At 61.8% G+C, this 26,747-nt stretch carries 22 protein-coding genes and 1 tRNA gene; 10 read left to right on the plus strand and 13 right to left on the minus strand.

Annotation, left to right across the window (positions count from 1 at the left end):
- Positions 1-7: 7 nt before the first annotated feature.
- The 5 genes from QP934_RS03635 to QP934_RS03655 all read right to left on the minus strand — a co-directional run bounded on the left by QP934_RS03635 (position 8) and on the right by QP934_RS03655 (position 5,560).
- A complete protein-coding gene (locus QP934_RS03635; protein ID WP_419126834.1) occupies positions 8-1,342 on the minus strand; it encodes a DUF445 domain-containing protein in 1,335 nt (444 codons plus the stop codon).
- A gap of 251 nt (positions 1,343-1,593) precedes the next feature.
- A complete protein-coding gene (locus QP934_RS03640; RefSeq protein ID WP_284787665.1) occupies positions 1,594-1,968 on the minus strand; it encodes a hypothetical protein in 375 nt (124 codons plus the stop codon).
- 56 nt (positions 1,969-2,024) lie between these two features.
- A complete protein-coding gene (locus QP934_RS03645; protein WP_198492427.1) occupies positions 2,025-2,774 on the minus strand; it encodes a succinate dehydrogenase/fumarate reductase iron-sulfur subunit in 750 nt (249 codons plus the stop codon).
- Positions 2,774-4,789: a fumarate reductase/succinate dehydrogenase flavoprotein subunit gene (locus QP934_RS03650; protein WP_337888422.1), complete on the minus strand. Its 2,016-nt coding sequence runs from the start codon at positions 4,787-4,789 to the stop codon at positions 2,774-2,776. The genes QP934_RS03645 and QP934_RS03650 overlap by 1 nt, the downstream gene beginning before the upstream one ends.
- A gap of 15 nt (positions 4,790-4,804) precedes the next feature.
- The gene (locus tag QP934_RS03655; protein ID WP_198492425.1) at positions 4,805-5,560 is read right to left on the minus strand and encodes a succinate dehydrogenase cytochrome b subunit; all 756 of its coding nucleotides are present in this window, start codon (positions 5,558-5,560) and stop codon (positions 4,805-4,807) included.
- A gap of 369 nt (positions 5,561-5,929) precedes the next feature.
- Between QP934_RS03655 and ramB the strand changes: the two genes are divergently transcribed.
- On the plus strand, positions 5,930-7,339 hold the full coding sequence (gene ramB / locus QP934_RS03660; RefSeq protein ID WP_419126835.1) for an acetate metabolism transcriptional regulator RamB: 1,410 nt from the start codon (positions 5,930-5,932) through the stop codon (positions 7,337-7,339).
- Positions 7,340-7,463: 124 nt separating this feature from the next.
- On the opposite strand, the gene lpdA is transcribed toward ramB, so the two are convergent.
- Positions 7,464-8,876 carry a dihydrolipoyl dehydrogenase gene (gene lpdA / locus QP934_RS03665; RefSeq protein WP_005327177.1) on the minus strand — a complete coding sequence of 471 codons (1,413 nt, stop codon included), beginning with the start codon at positions 8,874-8,876 and terminating at the stop codon, positions 7,464-7,466.
- 671 nt (positions 8,877-9,547) lie between these two features.
- Here lpdA and QP934_RS03670 point away from each other — a divergent pair.
- The 6 genes from QP934_RS03670 to rfbA all read left to right on the plus strand — a co-directional run bounded on the left by QP934_RS03670 (position 9,548) and on the right by rfbA (position 16,885).
- Positions 9,548-10,627 carry an alpha/beta hydrolase family protein gene (locus tag QP934_RS03670; protein ID WP_340419352.1) on the plus strand — a complete coding sequence of 360 codons (1,080 nt, stop codon included), beginning with the start codon at positions 9,548-9,550 and terminating at the stop codon, positions 10,625-10,627.
- A gap of 45 nt (positions 10,628-10,672) precedes the next feature.
- The gene (locus tag QP934_RS03675; protein WP_419126836.1) at positions 10,673-11,998 is read left to right on the plus strand and encodes a M1 family metallopeptidase; all 1,326 of its coding nucleotides are present in this window, start codon (positions 10,673-10,675) and stop codon (positions 11,996-11,998) included.
- 141 nt (positions 11,999-12,139) lie between these two features.
- A complete protein-coding gene (locus QP934_RS03680) occupies positions 12,140-13,618 on the plus strand; it encodes a DUF222 domain-containing protein (protein WP_419126837.1) in 1,479 nt (492 codons plus the stop codon).
- Between the two features lie 55 nt (positions 13,619-13,673).
- Positions 13,674-14,678: a dTDP-glucose 4,6-dehydratase gene (gene rfbB / locus QP934_RS03685; RefSeq protein WP_349822327.1), complete on the plus strand. Its 1,005-nt coding sequence runs from the start codon at positions 13,674-13,676 to the stop codon at positions 14,676-14,678.
- 2 nt (positions 14,679-14,680) lie between these two features.
- Positions 14,681-16,036, plus strand: a complete 1,356-nt coding sequence (locus QP934_RS03690; protein WP_419126838.1) for a sugar nucleotide-binding protein — start codon at positions 14,681-14,683, stop codon at positions 16,034-16,036.
- On the plus strand, positions 16,037-16,885 hold the full coding sequence (rfbA, locus tag QP934_RS03695) for a glucose-1-phosphate thymidylyltransferase RfbA (RefSeq protein WP_049377811.1): 849 nt from the start codon (positions 16,037-16,039) through the stop codon (positions 16,883-16,885).
- 3 nt (positions 16,886-16,888) lie between these two features.
- Here rfbA and QP934_RS03700 read toward each other — a convergent pair whose 3' ends face one another.
- Genes QP934_RS03700 through QP934_RS03710 form a run of 3 tightly spaced genes read right to left on the minus strand, consistent with a single transcriptional unit; the run spans position 16,889 to position 19,456 of the window.
- Positions 16,889-17,503, minus strand: coding sequence for an MBL fold metallo-hydrolase (locus QP934_RS03700; protein ID WP_005323087.1), 615 nt, complete (start codon positions 17,501-17,503; stop codon positions 16,889-16,891).
- Entirely contained in the window at positions 17,503-18,588 is a 1,086-nt protein-coding gene (locus QP934_RS03705) for an S-(hydroxymethyl)mycothiol dehydrogenase (RefSeq protein WP_337888413.1), read from the minus strand. The genes QP934_RS03700 and QP934_RS03705 overlap by 1 nt, the downstream gene beginning before the upstream one ends.
- A gap of 52 nt (positions 18,589-18,640) precedes the next feature.
- Complete coding sequence (locus tag QP934_RS03710) at positions 18,641-19,456, minus strand: GDSL-type esterase/lipase family protein (protein ID WP_419126839.1); 816 nt, start codon at positions 19,454-19,456, stop codon at positions 18,641-18,643.
- A 151-nt stretch (positions 19,457-19,607) separates the two neighbouring features.
- Here QP934_RS03710 and QP934_RS03715 point away from each other — a divergent pair, with 151 nt between their 5' ends.
- Positions 19,608-21,230: an AMP-binding protein gene (locus tag QP934_RS03715; RefSeq protein WP_287556171.1), complete on the plus strand. Its 1,623-nt coding sequence runs from the start codon at positions 19,608-19,610 to the stop codon at positions 21,228-21,230.
- 55 nt (positions 21,231-21,285) lie between these two features.
- Here the strand turns inward: QP934_RS03715 and QP934_RS03720 are convergent.
- Together QP934_RS03720 and QP934_RS03725 are read right to left on the minus strand one after the other, a co-directional pair.
- Positions 21,286-21,361 (minus strand) — tRNA-Thr (locus QP934_RS03720).
- A 76-nt stretch (positions 21,362-21,437) separates the two neighbouring features.
- A complete protein-coding gene (locus QP934_RS03725) occupies positions 21,438-22,676 on the minus strand; it encodes a DNA polymerase III subunit delta' (RefSeq protein WP_239274085.1) in 1,239 nt (412 codons plus the stop codon).
- On the opposite strand from QP934_RS03725, the gene QP934_RS03730 reads away from it, so the two are divergent.
- Both QP934_RS03730 and QP934_RS03735 read left to right on the plus strand, forming a co-directional pair.
- Complete coding sequence (locus tag QP934_RS03730) at positions 22,675-24,207, plus strand: adenylate/guanylate cyclase domain-containing protein (RefSeq protein WP_419126840.1); 1,533 nt, start codon at positions 22,675-22,677, stop codon at positions 24,205-24,207. The two genes, QP934_RS03725 and QP934_RS03730, sit on opposite strands and share 2 nt — an antisense overlap.
- A 12-nt stretch (positions 24,208-24,219) precedes the next feature.
- Entirely contained in the window at positions 24,220-25,458 is a 1,239-nt protein-coding gene (locus tag QP934_RS03735) for a DUF418 domain-containing protein (protein WP_419126841.1), read from the plus strand.
- Here QP934_RS03735 and QP934_RS03740 read toward each other — a convergent pair.
- On the minus strand, positions 25,408-26,001 hold the full coding sequence (locus QP934_RS03740; RefSeq protein WP_340419362.1) for a hypothetical protein: 594 nt from the start codon (positions 25,999-26,001) through the stop codon (positions 25,408-25,410). The two genes, QP934_RS03735 and QP934_RS03740, sit on opposite strands and share 51 nt — an antisense overlap.
- A gap of 18 nt (positions 26,002-26,019) precedes the next feature.
- Positions 26,020-26,747, minus strand: a 728-nt coding sequence (locus tag QP934_RS03745; protein ID WP_419126842.1) for a topoisomerase C-terminal repeat-containing protein, incomplete at its 5' end; no start/stop codon positions are given.

Below are 26,747 nucleotides of genomic sequence, written 5' to 3' on the forward strand. Positions count from 1 at the left end.
CTTATGTCTAAGCACCAAAGATAAGGTGGTTGATCGCGAATATCACCAATCCTGCCAGGGAACCGACGATAGTGCCGTTCAAACGAATAAATTGCAGGTCCTTGCCCACCATGAGCTCGATATTTTGGGAGGCTTCCTCCGCATCCCAGCGCTTGATGGTCTCCGGGATAATAGCGATAATTTCCGGCGCGAATTTCTCCACCGCGTAGCGCGCTGCCTTATCCACGAGCGCATTGGCCTGGGCCAAGAATTCGGAGTCCTCGAGCAGACGGTGCGCCAACTCCTTTACCTTCGTCGTAATCTTCTGGCGCAGGAAAGACTCCGGGTCATTGAGCTGGTCAATGAGCATGGTGGATACCGTGCGCCACATGGCAGCCGGTGCCTGCTGGGCTTGGTCGGAGGCGAGCATTTCTTGCTTGATTCCCTCGATCCGCCCGCGCATGTCCTCATCCCACTGCAGATCTGAGGCCAGCTTAGACAGGTTGCGGCGAATGGCCAGGCGAGCCTCGTGGTTGCCATTGCGGCGCACCTCATCAGCAAATTCCACGAGCTCGGTATAGACCTTCTCCCCCACCATCTCGCGGGCAAAGCGCGGCGCCCACCCCGGCATGCGCTCGTCGATGGCGGTGACCACGGTGGACTCCATGCTCAGAATCTTGCCGTGTGCCCACTCAATGAGATCATCTTCCAGCGGACGAGCCTTGCCGTCTGCAATACAGCCCTCCAGCAACCTACCCAGCGGCGGGCCCCACTCTGGCTCGGCCAGGCGGTCCATGACTTGGGTGCGGATGAAATGCTCTGCCTCTTCGGGATCCAAATCTGCGACCACGCTGGCGGCACGCTGACCAATCCACGCGGAGACTTCCTCCGCCTTGCCCGGCTCTACGCCTTGGCGCGCCAGCCATAGCGGCAACTCCGCCTCGCGAACCTTGGCGCTAAGCGCATCTGCGGTAAGGAAGTTCTCTTCCACAAAGTCCTTCAAGGCATCGCCCACGCGGTCCTTGTTATTCGGAATAAGCGCCGTGTGCGGGATGGGCAGTCCCATCGGCCGGCGAAATAGCGCGGTCACCGCAAACCAGTCCGCCAAGCCACCTACCATGCCGGCCTCCGCCGCTGCACGTACGTAGCCCACCCACACTGGAGCCCCGCTTTCCGACGTCTGCCACCACGAACACCCCAAAAAGATCACCGCCGCACCAATCAGGAACGACAGCGCAATCGCCTTCCACCGGCGCAGGTCCGCACGCCGCGCCTCCTGATTGCCAGCCTGCGGGACGGGAGCAGCACCCGACGATGCCGTTACCGTAGCCGTTTCGAGGCCTTCCTCCGCGCGGTGCGTCATGAGTTCTCCTTGAGGTTGTGAAGGTGTATTTCAGCTTCGTTCTATAACACTAGTGCCCACCACGGACATGCAGGGTTGTTGCCGTCATTCCAGCGACTTGTTGAATCGCTACCACGTGCTAGCGGCAGCGTCGTTTAAATGGTGAGAGATCACGCAACCCCCGTCTCCTGCACGGTGAACATGCTAATGGAGGCGGGGGTGACGTCGAGTCAGTACAGAAACTTAGGCAATGCCTGGATTAGGCAAGCACCTTAGTTAACTCGGCCGGTTTCCTTGCGGTACTTGCGGTAGTAGCGGCGGCCGTAGTGGACGGTGCCTACTGCGGCGATGGCCACAATGATTAGGGCAATGATGCCGATGATCATGGTCAGGGTGTAGTCACCCTCGCCTGCAGTGCCCAGCGGGGTATCCCACACGCCAAGGCCCCAAATGATGATGCCGGCAGCCGGGAGGCAAGACAGGATCAGACCCATGCCCACCCAGGTGGAGGTGCGAAGAAGGGAAGAGTGAGGAGCACCGAAGGATACTGGATCGTAGCCTTCAATGTAGGTGTCCTGAATCTTGCCGGAGAACTCCGGGTAGGTCTCGCTGGCGTAGTCAGCGACTGCGTGGGTGTTATCGCTCATGGCGGAGTCTTTCTGTCTTTCTCTCGTTCCTAGTATTCCTACGGAATAACCTTAGCTTAGTCGTCCTTGCCACGGAAAGCAGCACGTGCACGTTCGCGGGTAACCGCGGAAACCGCGGTCAGCGGAACGCCGGCCGGGCAGACATCGGCGCACTCACCGTAGAGGGAGCAGTGGCCGAAGTTGGCTTCCAGGTCATCAACCATGTTGCGGGCACGGCGGCCACGCTCTTCCTTGCCCAGTGGCATGAGGGAGAGGTGCACCAGCTTTGCGCCGGTAAACAGGTGAGCCGCACCGTTCGGGCAGGCAGCAACGCAGGCACCGCAGCCAATGCAGGCAGCGTGGTCCAGCGAGTACTCGGAGGTCTCATGGTTGATGTGCATGGTATCCGCATCCGGAGCGGTACCAGCATCCATGGAGACGTAGCCGCCCTGCTCCATCACGTGATCCAGAGCCGCGCGGTCCACGATCATGTCCTTAATGACCGGGTAGGCAGCGGAACGGAACGGCTCCAGCTTGATCGTGTCACCATCGGTGAAGTTGAACAGGCGCTGCTGGCAGGCCGGGGTGTTCTGGCCAGGGCCGTGCGGGCGGCCATTGACGGTCAGGCCGCAGGTACCACAGATGCCCTCACGGCAGTCGGAAGCGAAAGCGAAGGGCTCTTCGCCGCGCTCAATGTAGCCCTCGTTGACGTGGTCCAACAGCTCCAGGATGGACATCTGCTCAGAAGCGTCATCCACCTGGACAGTCTCGAAGTGGCCTTCTTGGGTCGGTCCGGCTTGACGCCAGATCTCAAGTGTCAGTTTCATTACTTGTAGTTCCTTGTCATCAGCGGGATCGAATCAAAGTACAGCGGCTCGGCGTGGCGGATGAACTCGTTCTTATTAGCACCCGGCTCCCATGCGGAAACAAAGCACCAGTTCTCATCGTCGCGTTCTGCCTCGCCGTCCTCGGTGAGGTGGTCCTCGCGGAAGTGAGCGCCACAGGACTCATCGCGGTCCAAAGCGTCAACACACATAAGCTCGCCCAAGTCCAGGTAGTCGGCAACGCGCAGGCCGTACTCCAGCACCTGGTTCATGTCGTTGGCCTCACCCGGAATGCGGACATTAGCCCAGAAGTCCTCGCGCAGCTCACGGATCTTGGTGATAGCTTCCTTGAGGTCCTCGACGTTACGGGACACACCGCAGCCGTGGTACAGGATGTCACCCAGCTGGCGGTGGTAGTAGGCCGGACCGTGCGGGTCCTCACCGCGCACGCCCATGAGACGGTCGATGCGCTCCTGAGACTGTGCCAGGGTTGCCTGTGCCTCTGGGGAATCCTCGGCCAGCTTCTCCTCATTGAGGTGGTCGGCCAGGTAGTTCGGGATGGTAAACGGCAGGGTGAACCAGCCGTCGACGGAAGCCGAAAGCAGGGAGTTAGCACCCAGGCGGTTAGCGCCGTGGTAGGTCCAGGAGCACTCACCGGCGGCAAAGAGGCCGTCGATAGAGGTCATCTCGTTGAAATCGGTCCACAGACCACCCATGGTGAAGTGGCAGGTCGGAGCGATGCGCATCGGGGTCTCGTAGGCGGACTCGCCAATGGCCTCTTCGTACATCTCAATGAGGTTGGAGTAGCGCTCGCGGATCTTGTCCTTGCCCAGGCGCTCGATGGCGTCGCGGAAGTCCAGGTACACCGAGTTGTGCAGCGGGCCAACGCCCAGGCCAGCATTAATCTGCTGGGAGATGGCGCGGGAAGCAACGTCACGCGGAACTAGGTTGCCGAATGCCGGGTAGCGGCGCTCCAAGAAGTAGTCGCGCTCTTCTTCCGGAATGGTATTCGGGTCGCGGTCGTCGCCCTCCTTCTTCGGGGACCAAATGCGGCCGTCGTTACGCAGGGACTCCGACATCAGGATGGTCTTGGACTGCCAATCGGAGTTGACCGGCAGGCCCGTCGGGTGGAACTGCACGAAGGCCGGGGAGGCCAGGTAAGCACCGCTGTCATACGCACGCATCATGGCGCTGGCATTGGAGTTCTTTGCCAGTGTGGACATGTGGTAGACGTTGCCGTAGCCGCCGGTACCCAGCACAACTGCATGGCCGGTGAAGGCCTTGAGCTCACCGGTAATCAGGTTGCGGGTCACGATGCCGCCCGCACGCTTCTTACCGTTGTCGTTGTAGACGATGATGTCCTGCAGGTCGTTGTGAGCGAAGAGCTCCACGTTGCCCAGGCCAATCTGGCGGTAGAGCGCCGAGGTAGTGGACAGCTGCAGCTGCTGACCTGTCTGGCCACGGGTGTAGTAGGTACGGGAGACCTGCACACCACCGAAGGAACGGGTAGCCAAGGTGCCGCCGTACTCGCGAGCGAATGGGGCGCCAATGGCGTTCATGTGGTCAATAACGCGGACGGACTCGTTTGCCAGGCGCCAGCAGTCGGACTCACGGCAGCGGTAGTCGCCGCCCTTAACGGTGTCCTTGGTGTGGCGGTAGGCGGAGTCATTGTCCACCTTCTTGGCACGGGAGGCGTTGACGCCACCCTGCGCGGCAATGGAGTGCGCGCGGCGCGGGGAGTCGTGGTAGGTGAAAACCTTAACCTTGTAGCCCAGCTCGCCCAGTGCGGCCGCAGCGGAACCGGCGGACAGGCCGGTACCAACCACGAGAACCTCAAACTTGCGGCGGTTCAGTGGGGAAACTAGCTGCATGTGGTCCTTTTGGTGGGACCACATATCCTTCATCGGCACGCCGTGCGGCTCATTAGATTCCAGAATGTTGCCGGCGGTTACGCCCGGAACGATGGACTGTGGATGCGAGAACTTAGGGTGCTCGCGCTTGAGTTCAGTATTAGTCATGGGTTTCTAACTCCTTTAGCTGACCAAGCCCAGGGCAACGGACAAAGGCATAACGATGTTGCCGATGCAGACAACGGCCGGGATAACGTACGCCAGGATCAGGAAGGTCTGACGCCACTTCGCACCGGTGATACCCAGGTCAGAGGCGGCAAGGCGAATGCCGTGGGTGAGGTGCAGGAACAGGAAGCACATGGCAATCACGTACACGATGGTGACCGGCCAGCGGCTGAAGGTAGCAATCATGTTGGCCTTCACCGCACCCTCTGCGAAGTCACCTGGGGCGATGGGCTGCACGCCCATGGTCAGGTCCAGCAGGTGGAAGATGATGAACAGCAGCAAAACGATGCCGGAGACCAGCATGGTCTTGGTGGCGAAGGAATCAAGGCCGCCCATCAGGTTGCTGCGGCGGAACTTGCCGCGGGATGCCTTGGAGCGGGTGGTCAAAGCGATCGCGCCGTAGATATGGGCGATGATGGCAACCAGTAGGACGGCGCGAATGATCCACAATGCGCCCTCATGCGGGAACAGTGGCTCGCCCATGGAGCGCAGGAATGCGCCGTATTCATCCAGCGCCTCTTCGCCGCCGTGCGCCGGCAAGTACAACTTCAGGTTGCCGGCCATGTGGCCAACAACGAAGAGGGCGAAAAGCAGGCCAGTGACGGCCATGATGAGCTTCAGAACCCAGGAGGGCACTCCCGGCTTCTGGCGGATTGGTTCGTTAGTGATGTGGCCGTGAGCTACTGCCTCACGGTCGGGATTTCTTAAAGTCATGACACCTCCATTGTCGCCCTCACTTTAACTGGGCTTAACCGCTGGTTACCAGTCAATTCCTGCAGCGTTTCCCCTAACGGTACGGCGGTACGGTTAAAGTCAGAATTCTTTTAGGCAAGGGTTGCCTTAAAAGCCTCGGGGCAAAACGTCACTACCTTGGCTGCTCGCAATTCCGCAATATTGGCGTTGCGTAATTTCCTCCACAATTGTGAACTTGGTCACCCGGTGTTACTGGAGTGACCGCCTTACCCCTTTATGCGTCAAACTTTCGCATGAAACCCACATGCAGCCCACAGGGAGGTGAACATTCTTTGCAAGATCTTTGCGATTAGGGTGCACACCCGCAGGCCAGCCAGTAACCTTGCCGGCATGAGTAAGACGTATGTGGGATCCCGCCTTCGCCAGCTTCGCCGTGAGCGCGATCTCAGTCAGGCTTCTCTTGCTGCGACGCTAGGGCTCTCCGCCAGCTACGTCAATCAGATCGAGCACGACGTCCGCCCGCTCACCGTCCCGGTGCTCCTGCGCATCACGGAGGTCTTCGGCGTCGATGCCACCTTCTTCTCCCGTGACGATGACTCCCGCCTTCTTGCCGAGATCCAGGACGTCATCCAGGACAAGGAGCTCTGCCCCTCCCCTGTCGAGCTGCAGGAGCTCTCCGAGCTCGTCTATAACCACCCCACCGTGGCTCGCACGCTGGTGGATGTCCACCGTCGCTACCGCAATATGCGCGATAAGCTCTCGCTGGCCACCGATGCCCGTCGCACCACCGAGGCCCCCCAGGCCCTATCCATGCCGCACGACGAGGTGCGCGACTTCTTCTACGCTCGCCAAAACTACTTGGACAACCTGGACCACCATGCAGAGCAGCTTGCCGACGCCCTCTCGGTCACCCACTTCGGCATCCGCGACACCGAACACGCCTTGGCCCAGCGCCTGCGCGATCGTCACAACGTAGATATCCACATCACTTCCCAGATGGATGGCACGTTGCACAGCTTTAACCGCGAGACCGGCGAGTTCCGGCTCGCGTCGCGCCTGAGCGAAGGCCAGCGCGCCTTCCGCATGGCCGCGGAGCTGAGCTTCCTCGAGGCCGGGGAGGACATCGCCGCCCTAGTGGAGGAGGAGCCGTTTACCTCGGATGCTTCACGCAACCTCGCACAACGCGGCTTGGCCAGCTACTTCGCCGCCGCCACCGTGATGCCCTATGCACTGATGCATTCCGAAGCCGAGCGCTCCGGCTACGACGTGGAATACCTCTGCCAGGTCTTCGGCGTGGGCTATGAATCCGTGGCCTCCCGCCTGTCCACCCTGCAGCGCGATAACCTCCGCGGCATTCCTTTTACTTTTGTCCGCGTCGACCGCGCAGGCAATATGTCCAAGCGTCAATCCGCCACCGGCGTGCACTTTTCCAATAACGGCGGCACCTGCCCGTTGTGGAATGTTTACGAGACCTTCACCCAGCCCGGCATTATCTCCCGCCAGCTGGCGCAGATGCCCGATGGCCGCAATTACCTGTGGATCTCCCGCGCCGTCCAGCACCACCAGGGGCGTTTTGGCGATACCAATAAGCTCTTCGCCATCGGGCTAGGCTGCGAAGCCCGCCACGCCGACCGCACCGTCTACGCCGAGGGGCTCGATCTCAGCGATCTCTCCTCGGCCACCCCCATCGGCTCCGGTTGCCGCACGTGCCCGCGCGAAAACTGCGCGCAACGCGCCTTTCCACCCATCAACGAGGTCATCAACGTCGATGCCCACCGCTCCGCCGTGGCACCGTACTAACGCTGCCACCCCGGTGGAATGCACATAAAAAAGCGGCACCGCGGCCCGCCGCCCTCCAACGAGGGAAGAACGGTGCGGTGCCGCTGGCGTCGCACTCAAAGGCGACGTCAGCAAGCAGCCCTGCTTAGAGGTTAATCATGTGGCCGCCAATACCCTCGGCAGCTTCCTTCATGGCCTCAGAGAGGGTCGGGTGGGTGTGAACGTTGCGGCCGATTTCCTCAGCGGTGAGGTCGAAGCGCTGCGCCAGGGTCAGCTCTGGCAGCAGCTCGGAAACGTTGGAGCCCACCATGTGGCCGCCGATGAGCTCGCCGTACTCGCCGTCCGCGATGAGCTTGACAAAGCCCGCGGTCTCATTGAGGCCAGCAGCCTTGCCGTTAGCGGAGAACGGGAAGGTAGCGACCTTAATGTCGCGGTCCGCGAACTTCTCCTTGGCAGCCTCTTCGGTGTAGCCGAAGGAAGCGACCTGCGGGTTGCAGAAGGTAGCGCGCGGCATATTCATGTAGTCGCCCAAAAGCTGGGTCTCCACGCCGGCGATGGTCTCTGCAGCCACAACGCCCTGGGCCTCAGCAACGTGGGCGAGCTGCAGCTTCGCGGTGACGTCACCGATGGCGTAGATGTGGTCGACGTTGGTACGCATGGTGTCATCGATGGCAATAGCGCCGCGCTCGGTGAGCTCAACGCCGGTGTTCTCCAGGCCGAAGCCCTCGGTGCGCGGGGCGAAGCCGATGGAGATCATGGCACGGTCCACGGTGAGGGTGTCCTGCTTGGAGCCGTCCTTAGACTCCACCTCAACGGTGACATTATCGCCGTTGTCCTTCACGGAGGTGGTCTTGTAGCCGGTCAGCAGCTTGACGCCGAGCTTCTTGTACTCCTTGGCAATGGCCTTGGAGACGTCCTTGTCCTCGTTCGGTAGGACGCGATCCATGAATTCCACGATGGTGACGTCCACGCCATAGTTGGACAGAACATAAGCAAATTCCATGCCGATGGCGCCGGCGCCTACGATGACCATGGACTTCGGGGCCTCATCATTGAGGATCTGCTCCTCGTAGGACACGATATTGCCGCCGAGCTCTACGCCCGGCAGAGACTTGACCACGGAGCCGGTAGCGATGATGCAGTCATCGAAGGTGACGGTCTTACCCTTGTCATCACCATCGGTGATTTCGATGGTCTTATCGTCCTTGAAGGAGCCAAGGCCGTTGATCTCGGTGATCTTGTTCTTCTTCATCAGGTAATGGACACCCTTGACGATGCCCGCGGAAACCTTGCGGGAACGCTTGTGGGCAACACCGAAGTCGAAGGAGACATCGCCGGAAATGCCGAAGTCCTTGGCCTCGTGGTTGAAGGTGTGGGCAACCTCAGCGTTCTTCAGCAGCGCCTTGGAAGGGATGCAGCCTACGTTGAGGCAGACACCGCCCCAGTACTGCTTCTCGATTACGGCAACTTTCTTACCAAGCTGAGCTGCACGGATGGCGGCCACGTAGCCGCCAGGGCCCGCGCCGAGTACTACTACGTCATAATGTTCATTAGTCACGCCCTTTAGGATACGTAACTTTGCCCTCCATGTCGCGCATTGGGTCACACTCTTGTGCCCGAGTCCCCCACGCTTCGGGGGTAAAACGCGCAAAGGCCCTGCACGGTGGCGTCGGCAAGCGCGCGACGCCCCTACGCAGGGCTATGGACTCGGCGTTTTAAAACAGGCCGAGAGCCAGTGCAGCGGTGGAGTGCATGGAGGAACCGGTGTGCAGGAACTGGCCCAGAGCTTCGTTGATGGCCACGAGGATGGAATCGAAAACGTTCATTATGCTTCTTTCTGTGTTTCTACTTGCCTAGAGCGAGGGATGGGCCCGCGGTTGCGGACCGCATTATTTACACGTTTAGCACTAGCGGAGATTGTAGCGCCACCGTTACATACGCGCCGCGTTCAGAATTATGACACACAAACAACATGCGTCACAGGTTTTGCTACATTAAAAGAGCTATTAAGGCATAGAGTCTTGATAACACTCCCGCTTTGCGCCCTATCGTCGCCGTGGTAAAAATTTCACGGAGCTGAATCAGCGTACTGGTGCTACCATACGCATTGAGCCGCAAGCCGCTGGCCTGTCCCCAGGTAAGGACTTCGTCAGAAGTAGGGGCCGAAGCTGGGCAACATGCAGCGACGAGGTATAACCAATAAGTTAAATTCTACAGGAAAGAAGCACTATGAAGCGTCTTAGCTCCATCTTTGCTGCCACCGCCGTGTGTGCAGGCTTGGCATACGCCCCAATCGCGGGTGCCGCACAGCTCACCCCGCAGCAGGTAGCGGGCAACGCCGCCCAGTCCACCTTGGCCCCGTTGGAGGTCACCCCGGAGCTGGAGCAGCAGACTTGGTACCAGAAGTACAAGGACGATCCGCGCGTCGAAAAGCTGCAGGCCACCTCCCCTGCCATGAACGACCGCAAGATTCCGCTGGCCGTCATTCGCGCGACGGACGAGAACCGCCCGACCATCTACCTGCTCAATGGCGCAGGCGGCGCGGAGCAGGACATGGACTGGCTGAAGCTTTCCGATGCCGTTGATTTCTACCACTCCAAGAACGTCAACGTGGTTATCCCGCAGGCCGGTGCTTTCTCCTACTACACCGACTGGGTATCCGAGCCGAACTCCAAGTACCTCAAGGGACCGCAGAAGTGGGAAACCTTCCTTACCAAGGAACTGCCGGGCGCCATCGAGGGCCACATCAAGGCCGATAACCACCGTGCCATCGCGGGTATGTCCATGTCCGCAACCTCCTCCCTGCTGCTGGCGGAGCACAACCAAGGCTTCTACGACGCCGTCGGTTCCTACGCCGGCTGCGCAGCCACCGCTTACCCGATAGAGCACAAGGCCGTTGAGCTCACCGTTAACCGCGGTGGTGCGACCACGGAGCAGATGTGGGGCCCGTTCGGCTCCCCCACCAACCGTTATAACGATGCGATGATGAACCACGAGAAACTGCGTGGCACGGAACTGTACATCTCTTCCGGTTCCGGCCTAGCCGGCAAGGAGGATACCTTCTCCTATAACGTGGCTAAGGGCTATAACCCTGCTGCCGCTGCTGTGGGCTCCGCGCAGTTGCAGGTTGAGGGCGGCGCCATCGAGGCTGGCGTAAATTACTGCACCCACAACTTCAAGGCCAAGTTGGATCAGGCTGGAATCCCGGCCACCTATAACTTCCGCAATACCGGCACCCACTCCTGGCCGCACTGGATTGCGGACCTTAAGGACTCTTGGCCGGTCTTCGAGCGCGCTTTCAATAAATAAGCTCGTTTCTTTCCGCGGCTAAAAGGGCGGTAGGCTTGCAGCATTATGAAGTTGCTTCCTACCGCCCTTTCGCGCGCCCACACTGACCCTTATACCGGCGTGGATTTCAACCTCGGTTTCGAGGTTTCCCACTACACGCTGGACCTGACCTACCGCGTGGAGCCCAACCTGCTCCACGGCGAGGCTATTTTGGCCATCCGGGCCGATGAAGATTTGGCGTCCCTGACCCTGGACTTAGGCGGGGCTATGGTGGCCCGGCGCGTGACCGCAAAGGGTGCGCCACGGGTAGCTAAATTCCGCCAATCCTCCGGGAAGCTGCGCCTGCGTTTCGCAGAAGAGATTGCGGCAGGCACGGAGTTTGAACTGGTGATTCGCTACGGCGGCAGCCCGCGGCCGATCCGCACCACCTGGGGCGAGATCGGCTGGGAAGAAACCGAGTCCGGTTCGCTGGTGGCCAGCCAGCCCAATGGCGCGCCGAGCTGGTTCCCCTGCGACGATACGCCTTCTGCCAAGGCACTCTATGACATCATCATTACGGCCGATGATCCCTTCATCGTGGTGTCCAATGGTGACCTTGTCTCCCGCCGGGCGGGCGGTTCCACCACGCGCTGGCACTACCGCACCCGCGAGCCCATGGCCACCTATTTGGCGACGGTGCAGGTAGGAGAGTTCTCTAGTTTTGATCTGGGACCTTCCACGCGCGCTTGGGCGCCGGCCGAGTTGCGCGATCGCGTGCTGGATGAATTTGCCCAGCAGCAGGAAATGGTGGACTTCTTCGCCTCCATTTATGGCCCCTACCCATTTGCGGATTACCAGGTGGTCATCACGGAAGATGAGCTGGAAATACCGTTGGAGGCGCAAGGCCTATCCATTTTTGGTTCCAATCATATTAAGGGCGACCACGCCTTCGAGCGCCTTATTGCGCACGAGCTCTCGCACCAGTGGTTCGGCAATTCCGTGGGCCTGAGCGAGTGGAAGGATATCTGGCTCAACGAGGGCTTTGCCTGCTACAGCGAGTGGCTATGGGCCGAGCATAAGGGCGAGACCACCGCGCACGAGGCGGCGCGTTCTCACTACCACGTCTTGGGACGCAAGGCACAAGACCTCACTGTTTCTGATCCGGGTGCGCGCGATATGTTCGATGACCGCGTGTATAAGCGCGGCGCCTTGGCTGTGCATGCCATTCACCGCCTGCTTGGCGACGCCTTCTTTAGCACCCTCCGCAGCTACCTCACCGAGCACCAACATTCGGTGGTGGAGCCTTCCATGTTGCTGGATACCTTCCGCGCCGCCGCTCCTGACGCCGCGCTTTTCGACGCCACCGTAGACGCCTGGCTCAACCAGAAAGCCCTTCCCCCCTTCCCGAATTAGTGGTTTTGGCCCCGCTTTGCGGGGTTTTGGCTGCGTTTTCTTGGGGAATGTCTAATCTATTGACCAATTCCTTCTTTCCTGTTGACGGGGTGTTTTATCTGGGTAAAATAGAACATGTAAACGAATAGGAAGGGAGGGATCATGCAAACCACCAAGCACGCGGAGATAAACTCCGCCATCGCACAGATTGCCACTGGGCTCACCCAGCTGCGCGGTCTCATGCAAGATCCCTCCGATCTGTCTTTCGAGCTTCTTCATCCACATTTCGAACACTTGGAGCGGGCGCTAGGAAATAAGTCCACCATCGACGCCGCCTTTGCTTTCATTGCGGAGCGTGATGACGCCGGCCGCCGCGTAGGCTCTTCCAAGGCCAAGGACTACCTGACTACGCGCCTAGGTCTTACCGATGCCGAGGCCGCCGCCCGCCTCCGCAATGGACGCAACCTCTTCGCACCCATCCCCGATCCGGAGCCGGCTCCCCCTGCGGACCCCGATGCCGACGAAGCCGCACGCGCCCAAGCCGAAGAAGAAGCTCGCCGCCGCGCTGACCGCGAGCGCCGCGAGGAAGAGAAGCGCCGCAAGAAGCTTTTCGAAGAAGACCCTATCCCCGAGCGCATCCTCAACCTCATCGAGAATGAGCTACGTAGCCTCAGCAAGTACGCCATCCCCGGCCCAAGCGAACTGCGCAACCAAGCCCTCGAGCAGGCCAAGCACCGCTCCTTCGATTCCCTGCGCGAGTGGCTACGCAAGGCCATCCGCAAAGCGAATAAGCACGCTCTCAACCCAGCAGGCGAGCCCGATCCGCACGCCGCTACCCGCAAGCGCCGCTTTAGCATCTCCCGCCAAGACGCTGACGGCGGTGTGCATATCTCCGGTTACCTAGACGCCTCTACGGCCGCCATCCTCGCCAGCGCATTTGCTCCCGCGAAGAATAAGGGCAGCGCGGATCTCAGCGCCGAAGATGATACCCGTACCTATGCCCAGCGCATGGCGGACCAACTAACCGCTGCCCTGTCGAGCTACCTTTCCGCCACCCAAAAGAACTCCGACGGCCTCGGTTCCTTCTTTGTCGCCACCACCTTGGAAGAGCTGGAGGCAATGGGCGGCGATACCCGCTTCGCCACCAGCACCGGCATCGAACTCTCCCCGCTCGATCTCCTCCGCCTCGGCGGCGCGCAGCACGATTTCTTCTGTGCCGTGGACGACAAGGGCTTCCCCCTCGAGCTTGGTCGCACCAAGCGCACCGCGTCCCTCTGGCAGAAGCTAGCCCTAGCGGCCTCCGAGCTTGTCTGCACCCACCCCGAGTGCCACCGCCCCTGGCAGGACTGCGATGTCCACCACCTCCAAGCCTGGTCACACGGCGGTGCCACCGATCTCAAGAACCTCACGCTGCTGTGCCGCCGGCACCACGTGGACAATAACGACTACCGCGATGGCCGCAACGGCATGGGACACGCCGAACGAGACCCCGACACGGACCGGGTAGGATACCGAGCCGCCCACACCAACGGCTTATCGCCCACCGTGGAGGTCAACGACCACCCCGCCGCGGAACAAGCCCCGGCCCGCAGGCTCACGGATCCGCCCTCGCCACCGCCGTCACCACCGGGTGCGGCCTAACCAGGACCCGCGGCCTGCCACAGCCGCGCGCCCGACTGCCCTACACTGGATAACCATGCAAACGATGCTCGTCACTGGCGGCGCCGGTTTTATCGGCGCCAATTTCGTGCGCCTAATATGCCAGGCGCGCCCCGATACCCGCGTTACGGTGCTCGATAAGCTCACCTACGCCGGAAACCGCGCCAACCTCGCCGGCCTCGATATCGACCTCGTGGAGGGGGATATCGCCGATCCCGCCACCGTAGAACCGCTCGTCGCCGCTGCGGATGTAGTGGTTCATTTTGCCGCCGAGTCCCATAACGACAATTCTTTGCGCGACCCCTCGCCCTTCATCCACACGAACCTCGTAGGCACATTCACCCTTCTGGAAGCCTGCCGCAAGCACGATACCCGCCTCCACCATGTCTCCACTGACGAGGTTTTCGGCGATCTGGAAATCGGGGCAGCGACCAAATTTAGCGAGCACACCGCCTACGCTCCCTCCAGCCCATACTCAGCCACCAAGGCGGGGTCTGACCACCTCGTGCGAGCATGGGTGCGTTCCTTCGGGCTGCGCGCGACCATCTCAAACTGCTCCAATAATTACGGGCCGTACCAGCACATTGAGAAGTTCATCCCCCGCCAAATCACCAATATCCTCTCCGGACACACGCCCAAGCTCTACGGCACGGGCGAGCAGGTGCGCGATTGGATTCACGTCGATGACCACAATGACGCGGTGCTCGCCATCCTCGAGCGGGGCCGCATCGGCGAGACCTACAATATCGGCGCGGACCAAGAAGATATTAATAATAAGCAGGTCATTGAGCTGATCTGCGAAATCATGGGCTACACCCGCAATGGGCGCGCACTCTATGAGCACGTAGCGGACCGCCCCGGCCACGATCAGCGCTATGCCATGGACGCCACCAAGCTGCGCCGCGAGCTGGGATGGGCCCCGCGGTTCACGGATATCCGCGCCGGTCTCGAAGCCACCATCGCGTGGTATCGCGATAACGAAGGCTGGTGGAAGCCCGAGAAAGAAAACGTGGAAGCCCGCTACAAGCAGCAAGGACAGTAGATATGCGTATTACCGAAACCGCCATCCCAGGGCTGCTCATCATCGACCTCGACGTGCACGGCGATAACCGCGGCTGGTTTAAGGAGAATTGGCAACGCGAAAAATTCACCGGCCTCGCGCCCGAGCTCGCAAGCTTCCAGCCAGTGCAGAACAATATTTCTTATAACCACGCCGGAGCCACCCGCGGCTTGCACGCCGAGCCGTGGGACAAACTCGTCTCGGTGGCGCACGGCAAGATCTTCGGCGCGTGGTGCGATTTACGCGAGGGATCGGAGAGCTTTGGCGAGGTCGTCACCCACGAGGTGGGGCCGGAAACAGCGGTGTTTGTGCCGCGAGGCGTCGCTAATGGCTTTCAGGCGCTGGAGGAAACCTCCTACTGTTACCTGGTCAATGAGCATTGGTCGGCCGAGGCTCGCTACGCCGCGGTGAACCTCAACATCGTGGACTGGCCGCTGGAGCCCACCGAGATTTCGGACAAGGACAAACAGCACCCCGATCTTGCAGAGGTGAGCCCAATGCCCGCCCGGCGCATCCTCGTCACGGGCGCGAACGGGCAATTGGGGCGTGCGCTCAAACGCCTGCTTACCGACGCCGAATTCTGCTCCCACGCCGACTTCGACATCACCAATCCGCCGGAACGGAATTGGAAGCAGTACTCAGCCATCATTAATTGCGCGGCGTATAACGACGTCAACGGCGCCGAAAACGACCGCGCCGCCGCTTGGGCCGTCAACGCGGAGGGACCTGCAAAGCTGGCGCGCATCGCCGCAGAAAACCAGATCACGCTGGTGCATGTGTCGAGCGACTATATCTTCGATGGGGCGAACGAGGTCCACTCCGAGGAGGAGCTACCGTCGCCGCTCAGTGCATACGGGGCGTCGAAAGCCGCGGGCGATACCGCCGCGCAGACGGCGCCGCAGCACTACGTCATCCGCACCTCGTGGGTGTTTGGCGAGGGCGAAAATTTCATGTCCACCATGCGCCGGCTGGCCAATAAGGGAGTGGAGCCGAAGGTCATCCACGACCAGCGCGGGCGGCCCACGTTTGCCGAGGATCTTGCCAAGGGCATCGTCCACCTGCTCAACTCCGACGCGGACTACGGCGTGTATAACCTCTCCAACTCGGGCGATACCGTCGGCCGCGATGAGATTGCCATGGCCGTGTTCATCGGGATCGGCCACGACCCGGCCGAGGTCACTCCGGTAAGCACCGAGCAGTACCGCGAGATCGCGGGCCCCGAGGCGCCGCGTCCTAAGGAGTCGACGCTTGCGCTAGATAAAATCGAGGCTACCGGCTTCAAGCCGCAGAATTGGCGTGCGGCCCTTGCCCTGTATTTGGCGCTGTACCCGGAGGATTAAATGAAAGGCATCATCCTGGCCGGCGGTTCCGGCACTCGGCTCTATCCGATTACCAAGGGCATCTCGAAGCAGCTCATGCCCATTTATGACAAGCCGATGATTTATTACCCGCTAACCACGCTCATTCAAGCGGGTATTCGGGAGATCCTCATCATTACCACCCCGGAGGATGCGGAGGCCTTCCAGCGGCTCTTTGGTGATGGATCGCAGCTTGGGCTGATGATCGATTACGCGGTCCAGCCGCGGCCGGAGGGGCTCGCGCAGGCCTTCTTGATTGGCGAGGATTTCATTGGCGATGACAGCGTCGCACTCGTGCTCGGCGATAATATCTTCCACGGCTTCGGCGGCGAGCTCGCCCACTGCCAAGATCCGGAGGGCGGCATCATCTTCGCCTACGAGGTCTCGGATCCGCAACGCTATGGTGTCGTGGAATTCGACGCCGCGGGCCATGCGCTGAGCATCGAGGAAAAGCCGGAGGTACCGCGATCGAACCACGCGGTGGTGGGCTTGTACTTCTACGACAACTCGGTGGTGGAGATAGCCAGGGGCATCAAGCCCAGCGGCCGCGGTGAACTGGAAATCACGGCCGTGAACGAAGAGTACCTGCGCCGCGGCGAGCTCAATGTCCAGCGCCTGCACCGCGGGAGCGTGTGGCTCGATACGGGAACGGTGGACTCGATGAGCGAGGCCTCCGCCTACGTCGAGGTGATGCAAAAACGCACCGGGATCGTTATCGGATCGCCCGAGGTCGCCGCATATGAGGCGGGCTTTATCGACCGCGCCCAGCTAGAAAAACTCGCCGAGCCGTTACTCAAGTCCGGCTACGGCGAGTACCTGCGGGCGTTTTAGAGGCTAGTAGCCGCGCTCGATGTATTCGTCGATGCGCGCGGCCTCCGCGCCCACCGTGGTGGCGTCGCCATGCCCTGGCAGGACCTTAGTGTCCTCCGGCAGGGTGAAGACGACGTTCTTCAGCGACTCGATGATCACATCGAAGTCGGAGTACTTGCGGCCAGTGGCACCAGGGCCGCCGTTGAAGAGCGTATCGCCCGACAGCAGCGTCTCGCCCACGTGCAGCACCACGCAGCCCGGCGAGTGACCCGGGGTGTGGTAGACCGTAATCTTCTCGCCGCCAATATCGAACTGACCACGGTCCGCCAATGGCGTGTACGGAGCATCGCCATTGGACTCCTGCCACAGCATGTCATCGTCCGGGTGCAGGTAGACCTCGGTATCGAAGCGCTTTGCGGCCTCGGGAGCGAGCTCGCAATGGTCATTGTGCGCGTGGGTGAGCAAGATGCCTTCCACGCGGCGATCACCTACGAGCTCTGCTACCGCATCGAGGTCGTGGGAGGGGTCCACCACGTAGACGCTGGAGTCATCGCCCACGACGTAGACATTATTGTCCACATCCCATTCGCCGCCATCGAGGCGGAACTTGCCAGAAGTAACCGTGCTATCGATACGCATTAGAACTCCACCACAGAACGCAGAACCTTGCCGGACTTCATGGTGGCGAAGGCCTGCTCGACGTCGTCAAGCGCAATGCGCTCGGTGACGAACTTGTCCAGCGGGAAGTTGCCGGCCTTGGACAGCGCTACGTAAGCGGGGAAATCGCGCTCTGGGAGGCAATCGCCGTACCACGCAGGCTTGATGGAACCGCCGCGGCCGTAGAGGTCGATGGCCGGAATGTCCACGTGGTCGGTGAGGTTCGGCACGCCCACCATGACCATGCGGCCGGCGTGGTCGCGAGAGTAGAAGGCCTGGCGCCAGGTGGGCTGGATGCCCACGGCGTCGATGGAGACATCGGTGCCGAAGCCGCCGGTGAGCTCGCGGACGGCGTCAATAACCTCCTGCTCCGAAAGGTCCTTGGAGCAGATGGTATCGGTCGCGCCGAATTCGCGGGCGGTCTCCAGCTTGGACTCGTCGATATCCACGGCGATGATTTTCGCCGCGCTCGCCAGCTTGGCGCCCGCAATGGCCGCCATGCCAACGCCGCCGCAACCAAAGACAGCGACGGACTCGCCGAGCTGGATAGCGCCGGTATTCACGGCAGCGCCGAGGCCCGCCATGATGCCGCAACCCAGCAGGCCGGCAGCGGCTGGGTCGGTGTCTTCCACCTTGGTGCACTGGCCCTCGTGGACCAGGGTCTTCTCCGCAAAGGAACCGATGCCCAACGCAGGGGTAAGTTCGGTGCCATCCTCGAGGGTCATCTTCTTGGAGGCGTTGTGGGTATTGAAGCAGTACTTTGGCTCGCCCTTCTTGCAGGCGCGGCACTCGCCGCACACGGCGCGCCAGTTCAAAATGACGAAGTCGCCTTCCTCCACGTGGGTGACCGCAGAACCTACGGTCTCTACTACGCCTGCGGCCTCGTGGCCGAGCAGGAAGGGGAAGGCGTCTTCAATATCGCCATCGCGGTAGGCAAGGTCGGTGTGGCACACACCGCAGGCCTGGACGCGCACGATGACGTCGTTAGGGCCGGGATCAGGAACGACAATGTTGACGGTTTCGACTTCCGCACCCTTGGAACGGGCAATAACAGCTTTTACAGTCATGCGCCCGAGCGTACCGATATTTTCAAAACCGGCGCATTACTGAAAACACTTTTTAGGAGCGGGCGATGACGTTGGCCGCATGCTCATGGCCACGCTGGTTCATGTGGATGGGCAGGTTGCCGTCACCACCAGTAAAGTCCACCAGGCCAGCCCACATGCGCTGGTTTGCATCGGCACACATGCCGTTATTGCGAGTGGAAGGCTTCATATCCAGGAACTGCACGCCGGTGCGCGCCGCCAAGTCCACCTGCATCCACTGCGCCTTATTCTCAAAGTCCTGGATTGGCGGCAGGAAGGTGGAATCGGCCGGGCGCGGGCCGAAGTGGAAGAGGCAGTAGTACGGGCCAGAACCGATGGTGGGGTAGCCAACGATCTGGACGCGGGCGTTCGGGGCCGCACGCTTAATGCGCTCGATCTGCGGGGCGGTGCGGTCCGCGAACTGCTTACGAATCTGCGGCAGGTTGAGCTCGCGGTGGTTATAGGTGTCATTGAAGCCGGTAGTAATAACCACGCGGTTGGTAGCCGGAGTCAGCGCACCGCCGCGGATGGCCGCATCCACCTGCTGGGAAACCTGCGGACCGCGAGACATGGACACGGCACCGGAGCAAGAGAAATCCCGCACCGGAAGGCGCAGCTTGGCGCCGGCGCGCTTGGCGTAGTTATTGGAGGTAGGGCAATCTACGCCCGCACCCTTAGAGGGATCGTAGCGGTGGGCGAAGTAGGAGCCGGCATCTGGATCCGCAAGGACGGAATCGCCGAAGGCTACTAGGTTGCGCTCCGCGGCGGTGGCTTGCGGCGCGACAGCCACGCCTACGACGGCCAGCGCGGACGCCACCACGGAGAGGACTTTGAGCTGCAGAGATTTCATGAGATCCTTTTCCAGAAACACCAGTAACTTCAGGTAACTGTAGTCACTTCTGTAACATATTTCGAGTTGGCGGCAACACCGCCCGCCTCTCTCACGATATCGTCCATGGTTATCTTTTCGTTATCTTCGCTAATTTGGAGCTACCCCAACCGTGAATTTTTCTGATTTCACATTCCACGCTGCAGCCCTCGGCCGGTTCGTGCCGGCGCTTCTTAACGCCGGACTCATCAGCCACCAAGGCGGCGCGAAGGCCCAGCTCAACCTGCTGCCGAACTTGGCCCGCTACCGCTTCACCACCGCACGCGAGATCGAACAAGGCTACCTCGCCTGCCCGGAGCGTTTGGCGCTTATCGACGACGACGGCACCCTCACCTACCGCCAGCTGCGCACCCACACCCAGGGCTTTGCCCGCTACCTCCGCTCGCTGGACCTGCCCGAGATTCGCCTCGGCGTGATGGCGCGCAACGGCCGCGGCATCATCATTCCGCTAGGCGCGAAGGGCTATGTGGGCGCTTCTATTTACCTGCTCAACGTGGGCTCCTCCCCGGAGCAGTTGGCCGGATGTATCGAGGAAAACGGCATCAATGTGCTCGTCGTGGATGATGAATTCATCGACCGCGTGGACACCGATATCCCGGTCATCATCGCGCACGATACCGGGGCAAGCGAGCTGCCGAAGTTAGACAAGATTGTGAAGAATCCACCGGCCGTGGAGCTGCCGCGCTTCCCCAAGCACGGCCCGATTGTGCTCATGTCCTCCGGCACCACCGGCATCCCGAAGGGCATTGTGCGGCCGGAGCCGACCCTGCCGGTGGTGCTGGCCTCCATCGTGGATACGATTCCGTGGCGCGCCGACCAGCGCCTGCAGCTCACCGCCTCCATTTTTCACACCTGGGGCTGGGCCTGCATCAATATCGCGCTCGGCCTGCGCAATACCATCGTCACTCGCCGGGTATTCGACGCGGAGCAGGTGCTTGACGATGTCCAGCGCTACCGCCTCGATGGCATGATCTCCTCCCCCATCTTCTTTAAGCGCTTGGTGGAGCGGGACCCAGCCGGTGAGTTCGATACCTCGAGCCTGAAATTCATCGCCTCGGCCGGCAATGCGCTGACCCCGGAGGTGGTCAAGGAGACCAATGAGCGCTTCGGCGCCATCCTATGCAACGTGTACGGATCCACCGAGCTTGCGCTCGCGACGACCGCCACCATGGATCAGGTGGCCGCCAACCCCACCATCGCCGGGCGCGTGGCCTCGGGCACGAAGCTGCGCATCCTCGATAAGGAGGGCCACCCGGTTCCGCGCGGCGAGGTGGGAGAGATCTACCTGACCAACTCCACCGCGATGACCGGCTATACCAACCCGAACCTACGGCTCAATAAGGTGGACGGGCTCATTTCCATCGGCGATTTGGGCTACATCGACGAGCACGACTTCCTGCACGTGGTCGGCCGCGCCGATGACATGATCATCGTCGGCGGCGAAAACGTCCACCCGCAGTCCGTCACCGAGGTCCTCGAGGCCATGCCCGGCATCCACGAGGTTCATGCTGGCGGCGTAAAGGATAGCGAGACCTTCCAACGCATCGCCGTGTGGGCGGTGCCTACTGCCGACGCCGCCGGAAAGGCCCTCACCGCCGACGCCATCCGCGACTGGGTCCGCACCAAGCTCGCCGATCACTCCGTGCCGCGCGACGTGCACTTCCTAGCCAAGCTCCCGCGCAACGCCACCGGCAAGGTGGTCCCGCGCCTGCTCAATAACCACGGCGAGGCTTAGCGCGCACCTCCCCCGAATACGCGAAAGGCCGCAGGCTATACACCTGCGGCCACTGTGGAGCCGCCTGCGAGAATCGAACTCGCGACCTTTTCATTACGAGTGAAATGCTCTACCGACTGAGCTAAGGCGGCACGCTGCTTGGCATACGCCAGTGCAGCAAGAGAAAGTCTAACCTAGGAGCGCCGCGGAATAGAAATCGGACCCCACCTACAGGCACGCGCGGCGCAAGCGACCCACCAACCCGTCGAAGGCAATCTGCGTGCCGACGTTTTGAGTCAGCTGCTCGCGGCACAACGTGATGGCCGCCTGGCAGTCCAGCAAGCCTTCCTCGCTCACGCGCTGCGCGAGCTCACCAGAAAGACCGGCGAAGTCCGGGTGGGTGAGATCCACCTGCGCGCCCACTTTCTGCATGAGCGCATCGCGGTAGACGCCGGAGAGATCAACAAGCACGAGGTCCAGGTTGTCGATCACGCGGCGCTTCGCCCGCTTTTTGTGCTGGTCCTGCAGTTCCTTGATGGCGGAGCGGGCGTCGCGCTGCGCCTTAGCCGCACCTTTGCCCTTCGCGCCTACGCCAAGGGTCTGCTCCAGCTTCGCCAGCTCGGCCTCTTCCTGGTCCTTATGCGACTCCTTCGCCTCCGAGTCCACCAATTTCAGCAGCGAAGTCACCGCCTGGAAGCCCTGGGAGCCGTGGAAGACCTCCTCTGCCAGGTTGATGGCCACCGCGCGGCGTTTTTGCACCGCCGGATCGTTGACCAGGCGCCGCGCTCTGCCGACGTGACGGAGGGAGGTGAGGGCGGCCAAGTGGGCGTCGTGATCCGAGGCGCCCTCGCTGACCAGCTGGGCGGTAATGCTTTCCACCGACGGGGAGGGAATGTAGAGGTGGCGGCAACGCGAGCGAAGGGTCTGGGAGAAGTCCTCAGGGGCGTCGGAAGGTGCGCACATGATGATCACAGTGCGCGCCGGCGGCTCCTCTACCGTCTTGAGCAGGGCATTCGCGCCGTTATTGTTGAGGCGGTCGGCGTTGTTGAAGATCACCACGCGCCAAGGGGCCACCGTGGGCAGGCTCGCAGCACGGCCGATGACCTCGCGCACCGTATCCACGGGGATGATGACCTCCTGCGGATCCACGAGGACCAGATCGGTGTGTTGTTTGGTCTCCAGCACCGCGCGGCAAGCCTCGCAGCGGCCGCAGCCTGGTTCCTCCGGATCCGTGCACATGAGCGCGGCCGCAAAATCGATCGCGGCCAGGGAACGGCCGGAGCCCGGCGGGCCAGTAAATAGCCAGGAATGGCTCATCGCCCGTGGGTCTGCCCCTGGCATCCCCCGAGCTGCCCGGGCGGCACCCAGGATAGTGCGTGCCACACCTGGGGTATCTGCCAATCTTTGCGCAACGCTTCCGGTATTCACTCGCCCTAGCCTACTGGTCTTACTAAAGTATGAAGGCATGAACAGACTACTGCGCGGCGCACGATGGCTCATGGGTACCCAATGGCCGGTCTACGCCGCCTTAGTCCTCGGCGCCAACCTCATCGGCGCCATCGCCATCATGACCTTTGTTCTTTATTTCCTGCCGATGCCGGAGATTAAGGACTTTGCCGCCGAGCTGCCCAGCCTGATGGGCGTCGCCGCGGTGTACCTCATCTTTGCCGTGGTCATCGGCATCGCCGTCACCCTGCTGCTTTTCCGCCCGGTGCTGGACTGGCAGCGCAACCCGGACGAGCACGATCCGAATATGGTGCGCAACCTAGTGCTGCGCATCCCCGTCTACCAATCCGTGGTGGCGGCCGCGGTGTGGCTCATCGGCATCATCCTGGCCGTGGTGATTTCCGGGCAGGAATCCGGCCGCCTGGGGCTGGTCGTTGGCGTATCTGCCACCCTGGCCGGCCTCGTGGTGATCATCTTGACCTACCTGCAGGCAGAGCGCCTCGTACGCCCGGTGGCCGCCCAGGCGGTGGCACGGCGCTTTGAGGATGCCACCCTGGAGCCGCCCATCAAGTACCGCCTCATTTCAACCTGGCTGATGACCTCCGGCGTGCCGCTGCTGGGCATCTTGCTCGTGCTCATCGCCCAGCGCACCGGGCTCTTCTCCGGCACCGCAGGAGACCTGGTTCCCGCCATCACGGCCCTGGCTCTTACCGCTCTGGCCACCGGGTTTATCGGTACTAGCTTCGCGGTGATGAGCGTAGTGGACCCGATCGTGGAGCTGCAGGACGCCATTAACCGGGTGCGCCGCGGCGAGAACAATGCCGAGGTCGATATCTATGACGGGTCCGAGCTGGGCGTACTGCAGGCCGGTTTCAACGAGATGATGCGCGGCCTGCGCGAGCGCAATCGCGTGCGCGATATCTTCGGCCGCTACGTCGGCGCCGAGGTGGCGCAGCGCGCCCTAGAGGAGCGCCCTGAGTTGGGAGGCGAGGACCGCAAGGTCGCTGTGCTCTTCATTGACGTCATCGGTTCTACTACCTTCGCCGTCAACCACTCCCCCGAGGAGGTAGTGGAGGAGCTCAATAAGTTCTTCGAGCACGTCGTCGAGGTGGTGCACCGCAATAAAGGCATCATTAACAAGTTCCAAGGCGATGCCGCGCTGGCTGTCTTTGGCGCGCCGCTCAATGTTTATGATTCCGCCTCCGTGGCGCTGCAGGCCGCCCGCGAGCTGCGCGGCGAGTTGCGCGGGCTGGAGCTGCAAGCGGGCATCGGCGTGGCGGCGGGGCACGTCGTCGCCGGGCACATCGGCGGCGCGGATCGCTTCGAATACACCGTCATTGGTGACGCCGTGAACGAGGCTGCACGCCTGACCGAGCTGGCCAAGGACACCCCGGGCCAGGTGCTCACCAATGCCGCCACGCTCAAGACCGCCAATGAGGCCGAGCAGGCCCGCTGGACTATGATGAAATCCATTGAGCTGCGTGGGCGTCACCGCATGACCCAGCTGGCTCGCCCTATCCGCGCTACCCTGGCAGAACGTTCCGAGGTATAACGAGGTTTTTAAGTGAGCTCAGCTTCCCGGCCCCGCATGATCGTGCCCGATGTGGCGCGCGGCATGGCCCTCCTAGGCATCGCCATGGCCAATATGACCACGGCGTGGATCATCACCACCGATCGGCCGGGCAGCTATTTCGGCGGCATCATTGATGGCAGCGCGTGGGATAAGGCGGCCGTCGTCTTCAGCGCCTTCTTTGTCCACAACCGCGGCCTTCCCATGTTTTCTACCCTGCTCGGCTTTGGCGTGGGGCTCATTGCCCTGAGCCTGTGGCGGCGCGGGTTTCCGGTGCGGGCGGCGCGCAGGGTCATCGCCAAGCGCTATACCTTCTTGGCGCTCATGGGCGCGGTGCACATGGTGCTGCTGTTTTGGGGCGACATTATGTTTTTCTACGGCGTGGCCGGGATCGTCATTGCATTCCTGCTGCGCAAGCGGGATTCTACCCTGATGCTCATTGCCTATATTCTTTTTGCGCTGTGCGCACTGGGCGGGGTTGTGGCCTTCATTTCCGGTGCTATGGATCCCCTCGGCGTGGTAGCCACGGAGGGCATTGGCACCATCGAGTCCTACCCCGATCTGCTGCTCAGCCAGCTTATTACTTTAGGCAGCCAGGCCTTGGCCACGCCGATCATTTTGCTGATGTACCTGCCCGTGATGCTGGTGGGCTTTGTGTGGGCGCGCCAGGGCGTGCTTGCCGACGTCCCCTCTCACCGTCCCACCCTCCTGCGCTGGGTCGCCATTGCAGCGGCTATCACCGTGGTTATCGGCGCCTTGTGGTCTTTGAGCACGCTCGGGGTCATCGAGCAGCGCTGGGCCAATGCCGCCAATAATGCCAACGCTTTCATCGGCGTCTTTACCGGGCCTGGCATTCTGGCCGGGCTCGCGCTGCTGCTGCAGCCGGTGCAGGAGCGGCTTTCGGCCGGCGCGCCACTGCCCGCAGTGCTGTGGCCCTTTGCGGCGCTGGGCAAGCGCTCCATGAGCGGCTACGTAGGGCAATCCATTCTCTTTTTCTTCCTCGTGCACCCATTCACGCTGAACTTCGGCCATGAGCTGGGCGCCTTCGGCCAGGCCACGCTGGCCTTCGCGGTGTGGTTGGTCACGCTTATCGGAGCCTGCGTGCTGGAAGTCTTCGACCGCCGCGGACCTTTTGAGGCCGTGCACCGCCGCCTGTCCTACGGCCCGACGATGCAGCCGCAGTTACCGGGTGCGGCGCAGGCCATCGAGAAGCAGCAGATGGCCGACCGCTAGGGCGCCCGCCTCGGCCGCGCCCACTAGGCGCGCCCCCTGCTTCCGCTTACCGCGATAGTGCTGCGCGAGCGCCGCGCGCAGGGCCGTCAGCCCCTCGGCCGCAACGAGCAGGTTGGCGCCGTGGCTGATGCCCTTTCCGGCGTCAGTGCGCAGCGCCGGATCCCCCGCCACTGCCGAGGTCGTGAGTACCGCCGCGCCGCCCACCGCCACGGCTGCGGCAGTCGGCTCCTTGCGAGTCGCGGCAACGCCCGCGCCCCATACGGCCGCGCGCAGGCCCCAACCCAGAGCATCATTGCGCGCGCCGCGGCGATATAGGCTCCACGCATAGGCGGCATGGCTCGCCGTTACGGCCGCCACGCCGAGCGCTGAAGGACGGGTCAGGGTGCGGGCCTTTTCCACCTGGCCAATAGCTGCGGCTAGGACTCCGGCGCCAACGGCGGGCTCTTCACGAACCGAGGTCAAAAGCTGCGGCCGCGTTTTGATGGTGACGGCGCGCCGCAGGGCCGCGGCGCCTTCTTGGGTGCGAGCAAGAAAATCGTTCATGCCCGCCACCTTACGCGGTTACTTCTTGCGCGAGCCGGCCTTTACCACGTTCTTCGTGCCGGGTGACGGCTTCTTAGTTGCCTTCTTGCCAGCCTTCTTCGTGGACTTTTTGGTGGCCTTCTTGGTTGCCTTCTTCTTCGTCGTCTTCTTGGTGGACTTCTTCTTGGTCTCGTCGGAAGCTTCCTTGGCGCGGCGCTCGGAAAGGAGCTCGTTCGCGCGGGCGTCGGTAAGCTGCTCCGGGTCATCGCCGCGGCGCAGGGAGGCATTGGTGGTGCCGTCGGTGACGTACGGACCGAAGCGACCGTCCTTCACGGTCATCGGCTTGCCGGAGACGTCATTATCGCCCAGCTGCTTGATCGGCGGCTGAGCGGCGGCGCGGCCGCGACGCTTCGGCTCAGCATAGATGCGGCGGGCCTCATCCAAGGTGATGGTGAAAATCTGCTCTTCCTTGGCCAAGGAGCGCGAATCCGTACCCTTTTTCAGGTACGGGCCGTAGCGGCCATTTTGCGCAGTGATCATCACGCCGTCGTCCTCGCCTACCTCGCGCGGCAGGGAAAGCAGCTTGAGGGCCTCCTCCAAGGTCACGGTGGAGGGTTCCATGGAGCTAAACAGCGAAGCCGTACCCGGCTTGAGCTTGTTCTCGATGTACTCCTTGACGCGCTTTTCCTTCTGTTTTGCGGCCGTCTTGGTTTCCCAATTCCTGTCTCTTATACACATCTGACGCTGCCGACGAATAGCCAAGAGTG

Origin of the sequence: Corynebacterium sp. MSK122 (assembly GCF_030229435.2) — a bacterium.
GTDB classification, from domain to species: domain Bacteria; phylum Actinomycetota; class Actinomycetes; order Mycobacteriales; family Mycobacteriaceae; genus Corynebacterium; species Corynebacterium marquesiae.

What these genes read in the sequence shown, in the direction of transcription:
- QP934_RS03635 (WP_419126834.1), bottom strand. Translation starts at nt 1,342, where the DNA reads ATGACGCACCGCGCGGAGGAAGGCCTCGAAACGGCTACGGTAACGGCA.
- QP934_RS03640 (WP_284787665.1), bottom strand. Translation starts at nt 1,968, where the DNA reads ATGAGCGATAACACCCACGCAGTCGCTGACTACGCCAGCGAGACCTAC.
- QP934_RS03645 (WP_198492427.1), bottom strand. Translation starts at nt 2,774, where the DNA reads ATGAAACTGACACTTGAGATCTGGCGTCAAGCCGGACCGACCCAAGAA.
- QP934_RS03650 (WP_337888422.1), bottom strand. Translation starts at nt 4,789, where the DNA reads ATGACTAATACTGAACTCAAGCGCGAGCACCCTAAGTTCTCGCATCCA.
- QP934_RS03655 (WP_198492425.1), bottom strand. Translation starts at nt 5,560, where the DNA reads ATGACTTTAAGAAATCCCGACCGTGAGGCAGTAGCTCACGGCCACATC.
- ramB (WP_419126835.1), top strand. Translation starts at nt 5,930, where the DNA reads ATGAGTAAGACGTATGTGGGATCCCGCCTTCGCCAGCTTCGCCGTGAG.
- QP934_RS03670 (WP_340419352.1), top strand. Translation starts at nt 9,548, where the DNA reads ATGAAGCGTCTTAGCTCCATCTTTGCTGCCACCGCCGTGTGTGCAGGC.
- QP934_RS03675 (WP_419126836.1), top strand. Translation starts at nt 10,673, where the DNA reads ATGAAGTTGCTTCCTACCGCCCTTTCGCGCGCCCACACTGACCCTTAT.
- QP934_RS03680 (WP_419126837.1), top strand. Translation starts at nt 12,140, where the DNA reads ATGCAAACCACCAAGCACGCGGAGATAAACTCCGCCATCGCACAGATT.
- rfbB (WP_349822327.1), top strand. Translation starts at nt 13,674, where the DNA reads ATGCAAACGATGCTCGTCACTGGCGGCGCCGGTTTTATCGGCGCCAAT.
- QP934_RS03690 (WP_419126838.1), top strand. Translation starts at nt 14,681, where the DNA reads ATGCGTATTACCGAAACCGCCATCCCAGGGCTGCTCATCATCGACCTC.
- rfbA (WP_049377811.1), top strand. Translation starts at nt 16,037, where the DNA reads ATGAAAGGCATCATCCTGGCCGGCGGTTCCGGCACTCGGCTCTATCCG.
- QP934_RS03700 (WP_005323087.1), bottom strand. Translation starts at nt 17,503, where the DNA reads ATGCGTATCGATAGCACGGTTACTTCTGGCAAGTTCCGCCTCGATGGC.
- QP934_RS03705 (WP_337888413.1), bottom strand. Translation starts at nt 18,588, where the DNA reads ATGACTGTAAAAGCTGTTATTGCCCGTTCCAAGGGTGCGGAAGTCGAA.
- QP934_RS03710 (WP_419126839.1), bottom strand. Translation starts at nt 19,456, where the DNA reads ATGAAATCTCTGCAGCTCAAAGTCCTCTCCGTGGTGGCGTCCGCGCTG.
- QP934_RS03730 (WP_419126840.1), top strand. Translation starts at nt 22,675, where the DNA reads ATGAACAGACTACTGCGCGGCGCACGATGGCTCATGGGTACCCAATGG.
- QP934_RS03725 (WP_239274085.1), bottom strand. Translation starts at nt 22,676, where the DNA reads ATGCCTTCATACTTTAGTAAGACCAGTAGGCTAGGGCGAGTGAATACC.
- QP934_RS03740 (WP_340419362.1), bottom strand. Translation starts at nt 26,001, where the DNA reads ATGAACGATTTTCTTGCTCGCACCCAAGAAGGCGCCGCGGCCCTGCGG.